The 16,341-nt window shown below is 34.6% G+C and carries 10 protein-coding genes and 2 pseudogenes; 2 read left to right on the top strand and 10 right to left on the bottom strand.

Features of this window, described 5'->3' with window-relative positions; genetic code table 11:
- The 6 genes and pseudogenes from LK443_RS05395 to LK443_RS05370 all read right to left on the bottom strand — a co-directional run bounded on the left by LK443_RS05395 (position 1) and on the right by LK443_RS05370 (position 8,593).
- Positions 1 to 1,080, bottom strand: coding sequence for a rod shape-determining protein (locus LK443_RS05395; RefSeq protein WP_227930952.1), 1,080 nt, complete (start codon positions 1,078 to 1,080; stop codon positions 1 to 3).
- Positions 1,081 to 1,483: 403 nt separating this feature from the next.
- Positions 1,484 to 1,696: pseudogene (locus LK443_RS05390) on the bottom strand (type II toxin-antitoxin system death-on-curing family toxin); the annotation flags it as partial.
- Positions 1,697 to 2,135: 439 nt separating this feature from the next.
- Entirely contained in the window at positions 2,136 to 4,331 is a 2,196-nt protein-coding gene (locus LK443_RS05385) for a Tex family protein (protein WP_227930950.1), read from the bottom strand.
- 207 nt (positions 4,332 to 4,538) lie between these two features.
- The gene (locus LK443_RS05380; protein WP_227930949.1) at positions 4,539 to 4,748 is read right to left on the bottom strand and encodes a hypothetical protein; all 210 of its coding nucleotides are present in this window, start codon (positions 4,746 to 4,748) and stop codon (positions 4,539 to 4,541) included.
- 307 nt (positions 4,749 to 5,055) lie between these two features.
- Positions 5,056 to 6,864, bottom strand: a complete 1,809-nt coding sequence (locus LK443_RS05375) for an ABC transporter ATP-binding protein (protein ID WP_227930948.1) — start codon at positions 6,862 to 6,864, stop codon at positions 5,056 to 5,058.
- Entirely contained in the window at positions 6,854 to 8,593 is a 1,740-nt protein-coding gene (locus LK443_RS05370) for an ABC transporter ATP-binding protein (RefSeq protein ID WP_227930947.1), read from the bottom strand. The genes LK443_RS05375 and LK443_RS05370 overlap by 11 nt, the downstream gene beginning before the upstream one ends.
- A 163-nt stretch (positions 8,594 to 8,756) precedes the next feature.
- On the opposite strand from LK443_RS05370, the gene LK443_RS05365 reads away from it, so the two are divergent.
- Both LK443_RS05365 and LK443_RS05360 read left to right on the top strand, forming a co-directional pair.
- On the top strand, positions 8,757 to 9,299 hold the full coding sequence (locus LK443_RS05365) for a biotin transporter BioY (protein ID WP_227930946.1): 543 nt from the start codon (positions 8,757 to 8,759) through the stop codon (positions 9,297 to 9,299).
- A gap of 94 nt (positions 9,300 to 9,393) precedes the next feature.
- On the top strand, positions 9,394 to 9,834 hold the full coding sequence (locus LK443_RS05360) for a hypothetical protein (protein WP_227930945.1): 441 nt from the start codon (positions 9,394 to 9,396) through the stop codon (positions 9,832 to 9,834).
- A gap of 306 nt (positions 9,835 to 10,140) precedes the next feature.
- Here LK443_RS05360 and LK443_RS05355 read toward each other — a convergent pair whose 3' ends face one another.
- The 4 genes and pseudogenes from LK443_RS05355 to rnr form a co-directional block, all read right to left on the bottom strand.
- The gene (locus LK443_RS05355) at positions 10,141 to 11,556 is read right to left on the bottom strand and encodes a glycoside hydrolase family 32 protein (protein ID WP_227930944.1); all 1,416 of its coding nucleotides are present in this window, start codon (positions 11,554 to 11,556) and stop codon (positions 10,141 to 10,143) included.
- Positions 11,557 to 11,639: 83 nt separating this feature from the next.
- Positions 11,640 to 13,031 (bottom strand): annotated as a pseudogene (locus LK443_RS05350) (sucrose-specific PTS transporter subunit IIBC); the annotation flags it as partial.
- A gap of 506 nt (positions 13,032 to 13,537) precedes the next feature.
- Complete coding sequence (gene smpB / locus LK443_RS05345; RefSeq protein WP_006703881.1) at positions 13,538 to 14,002, bottom strand: SsrA-binding protein SmpB; 465 nt, start codon at positions 14,000 to 14,002, stop codon at positions 13,538 to 13,540.
- A complete protein-coding gene (gene rnr, locus LK443_RS05340; RefSeq protein ID WP_227930942.1) occupies positions 13,983 to 16,340 on the bottom strand; it encodes a ribonuclease R in 2,358 nt (785 codons plus the stop codon). Before rnr ends, smpB begins: the two co-directional genes overlap by 20 nt.
- Position 16,341: the final 1 nt, after the last annotated feature.

Raw genomic sequence — 16,341 nt, 5'->3', positions numbered from 1 at the left:
TTACGACTTACGAAGTGCTTCATCATCAAAAATATTCGCTGTTGGATTCATCACAACACGCTTCGAAGAGAATAAACGTTTAAACCCATCAAACAACCCACGCTCTCTCTTAATACGATCTAATAATACACCTGTGCCAATAGCAACACTTTCCAATGGATTATCGGCTAAAAATACTGGAACTTGCAGTCGATCTGATAACATACGATCAATGCCATGAATTAAAGCACCGCCACCAGTTACTACAATCCCTCGTTCAATAATATCTCCTGCTAATTCAGGCGGAGTATCTTCTAATACAAGACGAGTTTCCTCACAAATCGTATCTAAAATTTCTTTTAAGCAATGGTAAATTTCATTTGTATAAATGGTTACCGTCTTCGGAAGCCCTGTTGTCATATCACGACCTTTGACAATCATATCCGATTCAATTTCCACTTCAATGGCAGAACCTAAATCCATCTTAATGGCTTCAGCAGTTCTTTCACCAATAATTAACTGATATTCTTCCTTAATATAGTCCATAATCTGATGATCCATATCATCTCCAGCTAATTTAATCGAACGACTAGATACTGTTGCTCCCATAGAAAGCACTGCAATATCACTTGTCCCTCCACCAATATCCACAATCATATTGCCAGAAGGTGAGAAAATATCTAATCCCACTCCAACAGCTGCAACTTTTGGTTCTTCTTCTAAATAAATCGAATGTCCACCACACTTAATTGCCGCTTGAATAATAGCCTTTTGCTCTACTGTTGTTACATTTGTAGGCGTACAAATTAAAATATCCGGTTTTTGAAAAAATGTATTCAAATGTAATTTATGAATAAACATCTCTAATAATTGTTCTGTTACCGCAATATCCGCAATAACTCCACCTTTTAGCGGATGAACAATGGAAATATCTCGTGGCGTTCTACCTAACATTTTATAGGCTTTTTCCCCCACTGCAATCACTGTATTACTCTTATCATCCACAGCGACTAATGATGGTTCATTTAAGATGATGCCACGATCTTTTAAATAGATTAAAATATTCGCAGTCCCTAAATCAATTCCAATATCTCTTGCCATAGGTCTCCCTTTCTTATTCTAGTCATTGTATTTCATATTCTGTCTTATTATCTATGTCGCAAATCTGTCTATACATCTTCATCCATAGTTACTTAGCATTATAGCATACTTTTGATGGATGGACTATTTTTGTGGTGAAAATAGCGGAAAATTTGTCTCAGTGTAAAATAAACATCAAAAAGGAGAATGCGGTTTAAACTACATTCTCCTAAAAATGATTTTATTCATATAATGACTTCAAGGTATTTATAAATATTTTGAAATTTATTTATTTTCTATTTTTCCTAAAACATTGTTAAATCAAAGTTCATGATTTTTTGATTTATGTAAATTATCAATGATTGTACAAATAGGATTTGTTGAATAAGCTATATTTTCTCTGACAACTTTATAATTTATAAAATCATCTATGATTTCTAATGTATTCTAAAATGGAATCATAGTCTAATTCTGATGAAGCTACACCTATACCTAGCTTAACAATTTCTTCATCGGTCTGCTTTAGTACAATACGATTTAACTCTAAAAAGACCAACATAACATCAATACCAATTCGTTTATTTTCTTCAAAGAAAGCATGATTATTTACTAGCGAGTAACAAAGTCTAGCCTCTTTGTAAATCTTGACCATTCTTCTGTTCATGTTTGTACAATAAAAACTCATCTCTTTGCTCTATATTGATAGGGTCTATCGTATACCTTTCTTTCATGTACTTGTAACCAACCACTAAGTGTAAATTTTCTATCATCAGAAAACATCATAGCTATCATCCTCCTAAAACTTCCAAAATAACTCTTATTCGTAATATCTATCCTTATTATAAGTCTTACAGGAAATATTGACAAAGATATTTCGTCTGCGAAGTTTATTAAGAATTATTTGTTTCGTAGCTACCTCATTCCTATTCTCTAGTTTTGACTAACTTAAAAAGTACGCATTTTTCAAAACAGAAACAAGGATCCTAAAACGTTGTCGTAACAAGGTTTAGGATCCTTTTAACTTTTGTAAAGTATCAAAGAGTAAACCAACAGAATTTGTCGAACACTCTCTTTCATTAAGCTTCTTTTTCAACCGGTGGTAGCATTGACAATCCTACTCTTCCTTTTTTCATATCAATTTCAATGACCCATACTGTTACAATATCTCCTACTGCAACAACATCACTTGGATGCTTCACAAATCCTTTTTTCATTCTTGATATATGAACTAAGCCATCTTGTTTGACTCCGATATCCACGAACGCTCCAAAATCGACTACATTCCGAATTGTTCCTTGTAATTCCATTCCGACTTGAATATCTTCCATGGATAATACATCGCTTCTTAAAATCGGTGGATCAACTTCTTCACGAGGGTCTCTCCCTGGTTTTGTTAATCCTGAAAAAATTAATTCTAAAGTTTCAAGTCCAATTCCTAGTTCATCAGATAATGACTTTTTATCAATCGAAGATAAAGCTTGTTCTACTTTTTCTGTACCGATTTCTACTTTTGTTGCTTGAATTTTCTCTAATATTTTTTCTGCAACTTCATAAGACTCTGGGTGAATATCTGTTCCATCAAGTGGATTTTTACCATCTACAATTCTTAAAAATCCTACTGCTTGTTCGAAAGCTTTTGGTCCTAAGCGAGGAACTTTTTTCAATTGTGAACGATTCGTAAATTTCCCATTTTCATCACGATAAGCCACTACATTTGCGGCAGTCGTTTTAGTTAGGCCTGCAATATGTTCTAACAACACTGCACTTGCTGTATTGACATTGACACCGACTTTATTCACGGCTGTTTCAACAACAATATCTAACCTTGCATCTAATTGTTTTTGACTCACATCGTGTTGATATTGTCCAACCCCTACTGCTTTTGGATCAATTTTCACTAATTCTGCTAATGGATCTTGCAGACGACGAGCAATACTTACTGCTGAACGTTCTTCTACTTGATAATCTGGGAATTCTTTTCGCGCAATCTCACTAGCTGAATAAACGGATGCTCCTGCTTCACTAACAATTGTGTAATAAATTTTACGATTCAGCCCCTTAATCTGTTCACTCACAAAAGCTTCCGATTCACGGCTTGCAGTTCCATTTCCAATAGCGACTAAAGTGACTTGATAATCTTCCAATAATTTCTTGAATGTTGTTCCTGCTTGAGCACGCTTAAAGTCACTAGCTCCTTGGTGCGGATAAATGACTGCTTTGTCTAACACTTTCCCTGTTTCATCGATAATTGCTAGTTTACAACCTGTTCGATAAGCTGGATCTAATCCTAGAATCACATGCCCTTTCATCGGTGCTTGTAATAATAGATTTTGTAAATTTTCTCCAAAAATCTCAATTGCTTGAGTTTGAGCTTTTTCCGTTAATTCAGAACGAATTTCACGTTCAATCGCAGGCGCAATGAAACGTTTAACACTATCCTCAATTGCCGCTTTCACATATGGAGCAGATGGAGAATTTACATTCAAAATTTCTTTCTTCATCATTTTTTCTAACGGAATCGTTTCATCTACTTCCAAACTAACTTTTAACACGCCTTCTTTTTCAGCACGATTCACTGCTAAAATTCGGTGTGGCACAATTGTTTTCACAAGTTCTTGATACTCGTAATACATTTCATAAACGTGTTTTTCATCTTTTTCTTCGTCTTTCAAACTTGTCACAAGCATGGCTTTTTGAACTGTGTATTCACGAAGTAATTTTCTATACTGAGCATTATCGGAGACTTTTTCAGCAATAATTTCTAATGCACCATTTAATGCATCTTCTGCTGTCAAAATTTCTTTTTCTTCATTAATAAATGTTGCAGCTTTTGCTTCAACCTCTTCTGTTGTACAAGCTAATAAAAATTCAGCTAGTGGTTCTAATCCTGCTTCTTTCGCAATCGTCGCTTTCGTACGTTTCTTTTGTTTAAATGGTCGATAAATATCTTCCAACGCCGTTAATGTTTTAGCTTTCATTAAGTCAGATAAAATTTCATCTGTTAATTTTTCTTGTTCATCAATTAATCGAACCACTTCGTCTTTTCTTTTCTCAAAATTCACTAAATAACGATGTCTTTCTTCGATTTCACGAATTTGAACTTCATCCAAACTTCCTGTTTGATCTTTACGATAACGTGCAATAAAAGGAACCGTATTGCCATCTTCTAATAAGGCTAATACTGTATCAATTTGCTTTGGCAAATATTGCGTTAATTCTTGCGTTACAATATCCAATGCACGTTGTTCAATGGTTAATTCTGTTTGTGTCATCATAGACCTCCTATCAATTTTATCCTAACACAAAACGAAACCCTTTAAAAGATTTTGTTTTCAGCGAGGGAAAATACTTCACTACAATAAAATTCGATGGATTGAACTGTTCAGTAATCATCCATTTACACAAACACTAGATTCTTTACTAAAACAAGCAGAACAAATTCGAGAAACACTTAAAGAAAGTAAAGCGTAACAATCATTTTATAGTAAAACTATATGATGACGATTCAAGAAAAGCGATAGAAAAAACAAAAAGCAGCTGTAATAACGGCTGCCCTTTTTATCAGTTACATCATCAGATTGGGATGTGTTGTAAACTCTCTTGTTTCTTGTGGATGCAATATCAAAAATTCTTGATACCCCTGATATAAAATCATTTTTAGCAATTAAAAAGGTAGTTTTATCACCCATGATTTTCCCTCTTATATTTTTTGTAGTTCAGAATCCTATACATGAACAATGATACATTTATTAATACTTTAGGTATTACTATTATTTGAAATTTAAATTGCAACAGTAAGTGTCAAACTTTCAAAAACAACGATGTTTTTTGTCTCATTTTATTTTACAACTCGCACCCTCATAAATATACGTCCAAAGAAATTGACTTTTCACAGTAGCAACAGTCCTATAAGCCACGCAGGCTTATAGGCATGAAACACCGAAGGTGGTTGCTACCGTCCCAGCTACTAAATAGCAAAGTCTATTTCGTATTTTATCAGTCTAAATCAAGCTGTCCTGTATACAATTGGTAGTACACGCCTTGTTTTTCCATTAAATTCTCATGATTACCACGCTCAATAATTTCACCATGATCCATTACCATAATCACATCCGCATTACGAATCGTCGATAAACGATGGGCAATTACAAACGAAGTTCTACCCTCCATCAATTGGTCCATCCCTTTACTAATCAACGCTTCCGTATGACTATCAATCGAACTAGTCGCTTCATCCAAAATTAAAACCTTCGGATTTGCAACAGCAGCCCTAGCAATCGCTAATAACTGTCTTTGACCTTGAGAAAGACCTTCCCCATCACCAGTAATCTCCGTTTGATAACCATGAGGTAAACGTTTAATAAATCCATGTGCATTCGCCAATCTTGCAGCTTTCACCACTTCGTCATCACTTGCCTCTAAATTCCCATAACGAATATTATCCGCAATTGACCCTGTAAACAAGTGAGTATCTTGTAATACAATCGAAATGGTTTTACGTAAATCTTCTTTCTTAATCTCTGTAATAGGAATTGTGTCAAACGTAATTTCTCCATTATCAATTTCATAAAATCGATTCATTAAATTCGTAATCGTAGTTTTTCCAGCACCTGTTGCACCAACAAAGGCTACTTTCAATCCTGGTTCAGCCCAAACATTGATTTTTTTCAAAATTGGGACATCTGGAACATAACTAAAGTCCACTTCATTCAATTGAATATTCCCAACAACAGGGATTCTCTCGTCCCCTTTCACCCAATACCATTGCTTCGAATCTGTTTGATCTAATGTCACAGTTCCTTCATCCACTTCAGATTCTTCTTTTAATATCGCAAAAATTCGTTCTGCCCCAGCCATTGCGGCTAATAAGACATTTGTTTGTTGCGACATTTGTGCTAATGGTTGAGCAAATGTTCTTGAATATTGCAAGAATGAAGCTAATGCCCCAACGTCCATTCCTTGGAATACAACTAAATATCCACCAACAGAAGCGGTCAAAGCATAATTGATATAGCTAATATTCCCTAAAATAGGGAACATAATATTTGAATTAAATTGTGCTTGATTGGCTGCTTCTCTTAATTGAGAATTTAAAGTTTCAAATTCTTTCAAGACTAATGTTTCATGATTAAATACTTTAACAACTTTTTGTCCTTCAATATGTTCTTCCACAAAACCATTCACTTGCCCTAGAACTTTTTGTTGTTCGACGAAAAATTTACCTGAACGACCTGCTACGAATCTTACAATCGCAAACATAATGAAGACCATAATAATCAACATCCCCGTTAAAATTGGAGATAAAATCATCATCATAACAAACGTTAATATCAATTGTAATAAAGAGCTGACAATCATCAACATACTATTATTAAATGCTTGTTGAATATTTTCAAAATCATTTGTAAAGCGTGACATTAAATCTCCATGCTTATTTGTATCAAAGAAACGAATCGGCAATGTTTGAATATGGTCAAATAAATCTTTTCTCATTGTTTCAATCGTTTGTTGACCAATCGTAATCATTATTTTACCAGAGAAATAATTCGCAATTGCTCCAATAATATAAATCAACCCAATGACTCCCAGCATTTTTGCTAGACCAGCTACATCTTTTGTCGCAATAAAATCATTGATCAATGGACGAATAAAGTAAGTCCCGACAATTCCTGCAGCACTTCCTAAAACGACTAATAAAAGAACAGCGAAAAGACTCCACTTACTTTTCCATAAATAGCTCCATAAGTCGACTAATGTTTGCTTTAAATTTTCAGGACGTTTTTGCCCAATTTTTTTAGCATGCATCTACTTTCGCTCCCTCCATTTGAGTTTCATAAATTTCACGATACAATTCATTTGTTTCCATTAATGTTTCATGTGTTCCGATTCCATTCATTTTTCCATCTTCTAATACAACAATTTTATCTGCACCTTGGATAGAAGAAATTCTTTGTGCAATAATAATAACGGTCGTATCTGGTAAATGATTAAAGAACGCTTCACGAATTAATGAATCTGTAGTTGTATCCACCGCAGAAGTTGAATCATCTAAAATTAAAACAGCTGGTTTTCTTAACATCGCTCGTGCAATACATAAACGTTGTTTTTGACCTCCAGAGAAATTTCTTCCTCCTTGTTCTACTTTTGTATCATATCCATCTGGCATCTCCATAATAAATTGATGTGCTTGTGCATATTGAGAGACTTGAATCATTTCTTTTTCGGTTGCATGAGGATTTCCCCATAATAAGTTTTCTCGAATCGTTCCAGAAAACAGTGTGTTTTTTTGAAGAACCATCGCTACTTGGCTTCTTAAATCAGAAAATGAATAGTCACGAACGTCTTTTCCTGCAACTCGAACACTTCCAGCCGTCGTATCATATAATCGAGGAATTAATTGAACAAGAGATGTTTTCCCTGAACCGGTTGGTCCAATAATTCCAAGAACTTGTCCACTTTTCACTGAAAAATGAATATCATTTAATACTTCTTCTTGTTGATCTTTTCCATATGAGAAATGAACATGATCAAACTCTATATCACCACTAGTAATTTTTGTTGGAACGACTTGCTCAGGTTCAACAATATCTACTTCTGTTTCAATCACTTCAAAAATACGATCCATGGAAGCTTTTGTCATTGTTAACATGACAAAAACAAAGGAAATCATCATTAAGGACATTAAGATTTGTGTAATATAAGAAATGAAACTAATTAATTCCCCTGTCGTCATTTCTCCATACATCACAAATTTTCCACCAAACCACATCACTGCAATTGTACAAGAATAAACGGTTAATTGCATGATTGGATTATTCCAAACGATGACATACATCGCATGTAAAGCACGAATTTTAAAGTTTGTATTTTCAATACCAAATTTCACACGTTCAAATGGTTCACGAACAAATGATTTCACCACTCGAATGCCAATAAAGTTTTCTTGAAGAATACGATTAATGCCATCTGTTGCCTCTTGTAATAATCTAAAACGAGGAAACGCTGTCGAAATAATAAGTGCCAAGCTCACTACTAAAAATGGAATTGCCACTACAAAGACTAATGACAATTGTGCATTCAATGATACTGCAAAAAAGAATGCAAATAAAAACATCATTGGTGCACGTGCTAAAATACGCATCGTCATAATCGCTGTATTTTGAACATTGGTCACATCACTCGTCATACGTGTAATTAAGGATGCATTGGAGAAGAAATCTAAATTTTTAAACGAAAACTCTTGAATCTTCTTCATTTGAGCACTTCTTAATTCACTCGCAACACCGGTTCCAGCAATAGAAGCAAATTTTGCGCCTAACACCCCTGCTCCAAGGGAAACCATCGCAACGATAATCATTAAAATTCCATACCATAAAATCATTGAAGTATCTCGATTTGGAATTCCTTCGTCAATAATTTTTAACATAATAATGGGTTGACCAACTTCGCAGACAACTTCCACCAAAATAGATAAAAATGCTAAAAATGGGAAATATTTATATTTGGAAAAATAAGGAACTATTTTCTTCAGCATATCTTCACTCCTCTTCTTAATTAAACTAAAAAGTATTGTATCTATTCTAACAAGGGTTTAAATCTTTTTCAAACAATCCTATCCATTTTTTGCCAAAAAGATTGACAATGCAGTAAAACTCTTTTATATTGTTACCGTATTTAAGCCTAGGAGGTTAACAATCATGAACAAAACGTATTCTTTAACTTTAATTGCATTGGGAGCTGCATTAGTGGCAGCATTATCGCCCTTTCAAATTCCTTTAGGGCCTATTCCTATTACTCTACAAACATTAGCCATTGGATTAGTTGCTACCATCTATCGCCCGAAAGAAGCCACACTTGCTATTATGCTTTATTTATTATTAGGGGCTATTGGACTTCCTGTTTTTGCAGGTGGAAAAGGTGGATTTCAATCTTTCTTTGGACCTACTGCTGGCTTTTTAGTTTTCTTCCCAGTTCGTGCATTTGTTACATCTATCATTGCACAAGGAAAACAAAATGCCATTCGTCTATTTTTAGCGAATCTTTTAGGAGAAGTTGCTCTATTTATTGGTGGAGTGATTGGATTTATACTAATTACGCATGCTGATTTTTCAAAAGCTATCAATCTTGTGATACTTCCATTTATTTTACCAGATTTGATTAAAATCAGTTTCACAACAGTGTTTGGACTATTATTATTAAAGAGTTTAAAAAATAAACCGTATTTTAAACATGAAGCATAATTTTTTAATAGATTCTCTTTTATTCAACTTAGTAGGCACATGAAAAAATTATGGTAAAATACAAAGCATTAAAAAAGATAAAGGAAGATAAATTGTGACAGAATTACACTATACTAGTACTCGAGATAAAAACAATCGTGTAACAGCTTCTCAAGCAATTTTAAAAGGGATTGCTGAAGATGGAGGGTTATACGTTTCAACGACAATTCCACAATTATCATTGAACTGGGAAATATTGCAACACCAATCATATCAAGAAATTGCACTCCCAATTTTAAAAGAATTTTTAACTGACTTTTCATATGAAGAATTACAACATTGTATTCACTCAGCGTATAATACAACTTTTGATGATACAGCAATAGCTCAATTTGCTTATGATAAATATCAACAAGAAACAAAAAACAACACTCCTACAGTTATTGTATCTATAGCAAGCCCATACAAATTCCCACAAAGTGTTGTATCGGCTGTAAAAGAATCTAACGTTACCACTTTAAGTGATCAACAATTAATTGATGAAGTACGTCAATGAAGCGGAGTAGAAATTCCTAAAGCAGTTACAAGTGTATTAAAAGCAGAAATTCGACACACAAGAGTACTTGAAATTTCAGAAATGAAACAATCCGTTTATGACAGTTTAAATATTTAAACTCAAAAAAAACAGCCGTTTTTTCATAGCTGAGCTTTTTGTTGTAGTTCTTATTCACCAACCCAAAATAATTTGAAAAGAAAAAACGCGCCAAAAATTTGGCACGCCTCCTCTAGAGATAGTATATTTATTAGAAATCTATAACCAAAGTCTATTTTAAATGACAGAATCGTTTAGTATTTGTCGCACTTAACTTAACAATTCACAGATAAATCCACTTTCCTTCATACTATAAACTTCTATCTCCATTTCTTGCTCAACCGTTTGCTGAACCAGGAAGTCTAAAGAATCTTCCTTTGTAAAGAATCGAAGCGTGAATACTTCTTCTCCTTCATTCACAAATAATTCTAAACTTGAATAATCCATCCATGCATTTAGATGTTGTAATGGAGATTGTAAGGTTCTTTCTCTTATTTCTTTTTCTCCTGTTTCCCAATCAGTACGACTGACAGATAATACTTGAGTTTCTGCATCATATTGAATAAAAATTTCATTGCGTAATTGAATCATTAATGTATCTTGAACAGCTTCTTTCCAATTCACTGTCCACACTTGTGCTGGTGAAGAAAAGACCGATTCAAAACGAGTCGTATTCCATTGAATTTTTTGTACATTAGTTGTTAGATTCCATAATTCATGTGCAGGTTTTTGAAGGTATTTTCCATTTTGAACGGATACTTCACGTGGAATTGTTAAGGCATGAATCCAGCCATCTTGAATTGTTGGAATCAGTCCTTCTTTTCCTTCTGGAATTCCCATCCAACCATATTGAAGAATTCGACCATCTTCTGCTTGGAAACTTTGCGGAGCATAATAATCAAATCCAGCATCTACTTCAATTAAGTTGTCCTCTTCTACAATGAATTTTCCATCAAGTGTAAACTGTCCTAATTGCACTACAGTTTGGTATAAATTATTAAAACGTTCTCCTTGAGCTTTGATTCCTTGTGGCGAATAAATAAACGCATCCTTTTCTTCAAATGGAATGACATCTGGGCATTCCCACATATAACCGAAGTCTTTTTCTTCCGTACTAATCGAACTATTCAGTGCCCAATGAAGTAAATCTTCTGAACGATACACTAATGTATCGCCTTTTAAATCTTCCGTTTGAGCGCCTACAACCATCCAGTAATGATCCACACGTGCATCATACCAAACTTTTGGATCACGAACATGTCTTGTATAACCTTTCGGATGTTCGAATAATGACCCCTTTTTTTCAAAATGAATGCCATCTTCTGACACAGCTAAACATTGATAACTAGAAGCATTTCCTTCTTCATCTTTTACATTTCCTGTATAAAATAACCATAATTGATTTTGATGAACATATGCACTACCAGAATAAACGCCATTTTTATCGAACCATTGGTCTGGAGCTAATGCTAGTTCTACTCTTTTCCATTGAATCATATCGTCAGAAACAAGATGTCCCCAATGTTTATTCGCATGCTTTGTATCCGTTGGATTCCATTGGAAAAATACGTGATATTGTCCTTTAAAATAAATTAATCCATTTGGATCATTCATTAATCCATAAGGAGGAACAATATGATACACTAAGCCATATTTTCCAGTATTACTCTTTCTTATTAAACTCATTGATACTCCTCATCTACATAAAAGTCGAAGCCATCGTGCGACGCTTCGACTTTCTTTTTTACATTTTATTTTTTCAACATATCGTCGCTATAACCGATTGTATAGGTTAATCCAAAACTTACTGCAAATGCAACCGCGATTGCTAGTACATATAATGGGAATTGGCTATTTAAGAATAATAACATCCCTGGTAATACTGTTACAGACATACCTGTTGCTTTTAATTGGAATAAAGCTGCTAAGAAACCTCCTGTAGCTCCTCCGATTAATCCCATTACAAATGGTTTACCAAAACGTAAGTTAACCCCGAAAATTGCTGGCTCTGTAATTCCTAATGCAGCTGAGAATGCTGATGGTAATGCTAGAGCTTTTAATTTTGTATCTGTTGTTTTGAAGGCAACTGCTAATGTTGCTCCTACTTGTGCAGCCATTGCTGCTGAGATAATTGGATTAAATGGATTTAATTCCACACCTGTAGCAATTTTTGAAGATTGTAATAATTGTGTTTCTAAGAAATTAAAGATATGGTGAACTCCAGTAACAACGATAACTTGTTGTAATCCACCGATAATAATTCCTGCTAAACCAAATGGTAATTGTAAAACAAATTTAGTTGCATTTAATACGACTGTTTCAACCGAGTGGAAAAATGGTCCAATAATGAATAATCCAAGAATACTCATTACTAAGAATGTTAAGAATGGTGTTACTAATAAATCTAATGCATCTGGAACTTTTGTACGTAACCATTTTTCTAATTTAGCACCAATCATCCCAACGAAGAATGCTGGTAAGACTGTCCCTTGGTAACCTACTACTTTAATGAATCCAAAGAATACGATTGGCTCTGCTCCACCTGCAGCTACTACATAAGCGTTTGGTAAAGCACTATTGACTAACATTAATCCTAAAACAATTCCAAGTACTGGTGATCCGCCAAACACTTTAAAAGTTGACCAAGCCACTAAGGCTGGCAAGAAAGCAAAAGCAGTATCTGTTAATACTTGTGTGTATAATAAGATGTTTTTATCGATGACGTCAGGTGTCATTCCGAATAATCCTAAGAAAATTGGGTTTGTTAATAATCCACGTAATCCCATGAATAATCCTGTTGCTACTAAGACGGGGATAATTGGAACGAATACGTCTCCGAATGTTCTACTCATTCTTTGGAATAAATTTCCTTGTTTTTTTGCTTCTTCTTTCATTTGTGCTGTTGAAGATTCTGCTACTCCTAAGCGGGCAACAGCTTCATAGACTTTATTGACTGTTCCTGTTCCAAAAATAATTTGGTATTGACCTGAGTTAAAGAATGCGCCTTTTACTCCTTCTAATTGGTCAATCGCTTCTTTGTTGATTTTTGATTCGTCTAAAACCATAATTCTTAAGCGTGTTGCACAGTGTGCGACAGATTTAACATTTTCACGTCCTCCGATATTTTCAAGGACTTCTTTTGCAATTACATCATAATTCATGTTGAACTATCCTTTCTTTTTTAATTCGGAACCAGCTGTGGAACCGGTTTGCATACTTAAGATAAAAGAAAACAAGAGACTTGTCAACTACTTCCAACAATGTAAGCAATGTAAATTTTATGAAAAGGGTATTTTCAGTTTTAACCAAATTAAACTACAACGGACTTTTGGAGTTGTTGCAATGGACGCCAGTAGTTTCGCAAGCGAATCTCTCGGCTAAAATTTGAGCCTCGGTCTCAAATTTTTCAGTAATAGAAACTGTTGCGACAGTTTCCTTTACCAAAGCTACTTGAAAAGGCCGTTGTATTTTTATTTTTTTGTACGAATAAAAGTTTATGGGGTGGCATTAACAGGAAACGTACAACCGCTACTTTCATGCAAAATCTATTTTATTAACATACTCCAACAAATAAACGTTCACAAGAAAAGACTTCCCGTAGTAGGATTAGAGACTCGTTTTAACGAGGCTGCCGCCGCCCTTGCAACAAAAGAACAGTCTTTCGTAGTTAACGATAGTTTTTTAACTCTCTCTGTACATCTCGTTTTATATCTTTTTGTTTTAACGCTTCACGCTTATCATAGTTTTTCTTACCTTTAGCAATCCCAATCAAAAGCTTGGCAACCCCATTTTTAATATAAACCTTCAATGGAACAACCGTATTTCCCGCCTGTCTTACCTCTTGCTCAAGCATCTGAATCTGCTTCTTATGCAATAACAACTTTCTCGTACGAAGCGGATCATGATTGAAAATATTCCCCTGCTCAAACGGACTAATGTGAACCCCTACTAAAAAGGCTTCCCCATTTTTAAAACTACAATAACCATCTTTCAAATTCATTCTAGCTTGACGAACCGATTTAATCTCCGTTCCCGTTAACACTAAACCTGCTTCAATCGTATCTAAAATCGTATAATCATGATTTGCCTTACGATTTTGCGCTAAAACTTTATTATCTGTTCCTTTTGGCATCCGAATTCTCCTTACGAATGTTTTTTCTACGCTTTTGCTTTGCTTGCGCTTTAAACTGTTGTCTTCCTTTATTTTTAGAAGACTTCTTCGATTTTTTACTTCTGCTTTCTTTTTTCGCAACTTTCTTAGGCGCTTCTTTCCCTTTAGAAGGACGTTTATTTTGAGTAATCAAATCTGCATTATCTGTTGATAAAATAAAATCAATTTCATGTGCTTCTACATCGACTTTAATTAATTTTACTTTAACACGATCTCCAATTCGATAAGTCACTCCTGTTCTCTCACCAATTAAAACCATATGACTTTCAATAAAGTTAAAGTAATCTTGATTCATATGCGTAATATGCACTAAACCTTCTACGGTATTTGACAATTCTACAAACATTCCGAATTTGGTTACAGAACTAACAATCCCTTCAAACTCTTGTCCAATCTTATCTGCCATAAATTCAGCTTTTTTCATCGCATCTACTTCACGTTCTGCTTGAACTGCTAAACGTTCCATTTTGCTCGATTGATCCGCAATTCTCTCTAAATTAGAAGCATTCAATTCCTCTTGTTGCTTCGATAAGAAATTTCCACTGCCTTCGTATTGACGAATCATACGATGGACAATTAAGTCTGGATAACGACGAATCGGTGAAGTAAAGTGAGTATAATCTTCTGCTGCTAATCCATAATGTCCAGAAGGTGTAATATCATATTTAGCTTGTTTCATAGAACGTAGCATCATGGTCGATACAACTGCTTCATACGTTTCTCCTTTAACTTCATCTAAGGCCTTTTGCAGTTTTTTCGGACTAATGGTTTCGCTCGTTCCTTTAATATTAATGCCAAATGCTGTGACAAATTCTAAGAAACGTTGCATTTTTTCTTGTTGTGGCTGTTCATGGACACGGTAGATAAACGGAACATTTTTTCGTTGATAATGCATCGCAACCGTTTCATTAGCCGCTAACATAAACGATTCAATTAATCGTTCTGCAATTCCACGCTCACGAATTTGAATGTCAATCGGTACGCCTTGTTCATCCACAATAATTTTTGCTTCATGCGTTTCAAAATCAATCGCTCCACGTTCTTTTCTTCGTCTTTCTAAAATATGATGTAATTCTTTCATCTCCAACAACATTTGCTGAATTTCTTCTGGAATTTCAACTTCTTTTTTCTCAAACAATTCATTCACTAAACTATATGTTAATCGCATATCTGAACGAATGACACTTGGGAAAATCTCATATTGATAAATCGTTCCACTTCGGTCAATTTCCATGCGGCAAGACATCGTTAATCGTTCTTCATGTGGATGTAATGAACAAATTCCATTTGATAATCGTTGTGGCAACATTGGAACAACACGGTCTGTTAAATACACACTTGTTCCACGTTCAAATGCTTCTCTATCGATTGCTGAATTTTCTGTCACATAATACGATACATCGGCAATCGAAACGGTTAATTCAAATGTTCCATCTTCACGTTTTGTTAGCGCAACAGCATCATCTAAGTCTTTGGCATCTGCCCCGTCAATGGTAACAGTTAATTGTTCCCGTAAATCTTTACGCCCTTGTCGATCTTCATCTGTAATCACTTCAGGAACAAGATTTGCCTGATCGATCACTTCTTGCGGAAATTCTGTTGGAATATGTAATTGTTGCAAAATCATTAAAATATCCATTCCAACGGCATCTTTATACCCAATTTCTTTGACAACAATTCCTTCTAATGAAGAACGATTTTTTTCATTCGTGTATTTTGTTAATTCTACAATGACTACTGTTCCATCTACTGGATGCAATCCATTTGGACGAATTAAGCAACGAGTACCTGCTAATTTTTTATCTTTGACAACTACTTCACCACAATACCCTGTATCTTCTGCAGTTTCTGAACTGAATCGAGTATAAATTCCTACCACTTGAGTCGTATTGCGTTGAATAATTTGAACAATTTTCCCCGTAGCAGATCGTTGACGATAACTATCGGCGGGTTCCGTAATTACTAGTTCTACTTCATCTCCATCCATCGCACTCATTGTATCTCCACGAGGAATGAAAATATCTGGTTCCCCTTCGACTACAGTAACAAAGCCAAATCCCTTGTCATTTGCACGATACGTTCCTTTTAATGTTTGATTCAAAGGATTCAAACCAAACTTTCCGTTACGATTTAATTCTAAAATGCCTTCTTCTTCTAAAGCGGCTAATTCTTTCACTAATATTTTAAAATCTTGAGACTGATTCATCCCAAAATGTTCACTAATTTCTTTTACGTAAAAACTTTCTGGTGCATACTCTTCAAAAAAAGACACCAAAATCGTTCGTAATGATTCTCTCATT

Source organism: Granulicatella elegans (genome assembly GCF_020735385.1).
Taxonomy (GTDB): Bacteria; Bacillota; Bacilli; order Lactobacillales; family Aerococcaceae; genus Granulicatella; species Granulicatella elegans_B.
Note: the sequence above shows the minus strand (reverse complement) of the source record. Positions and strands in the feature narration are given on the sequence as shown.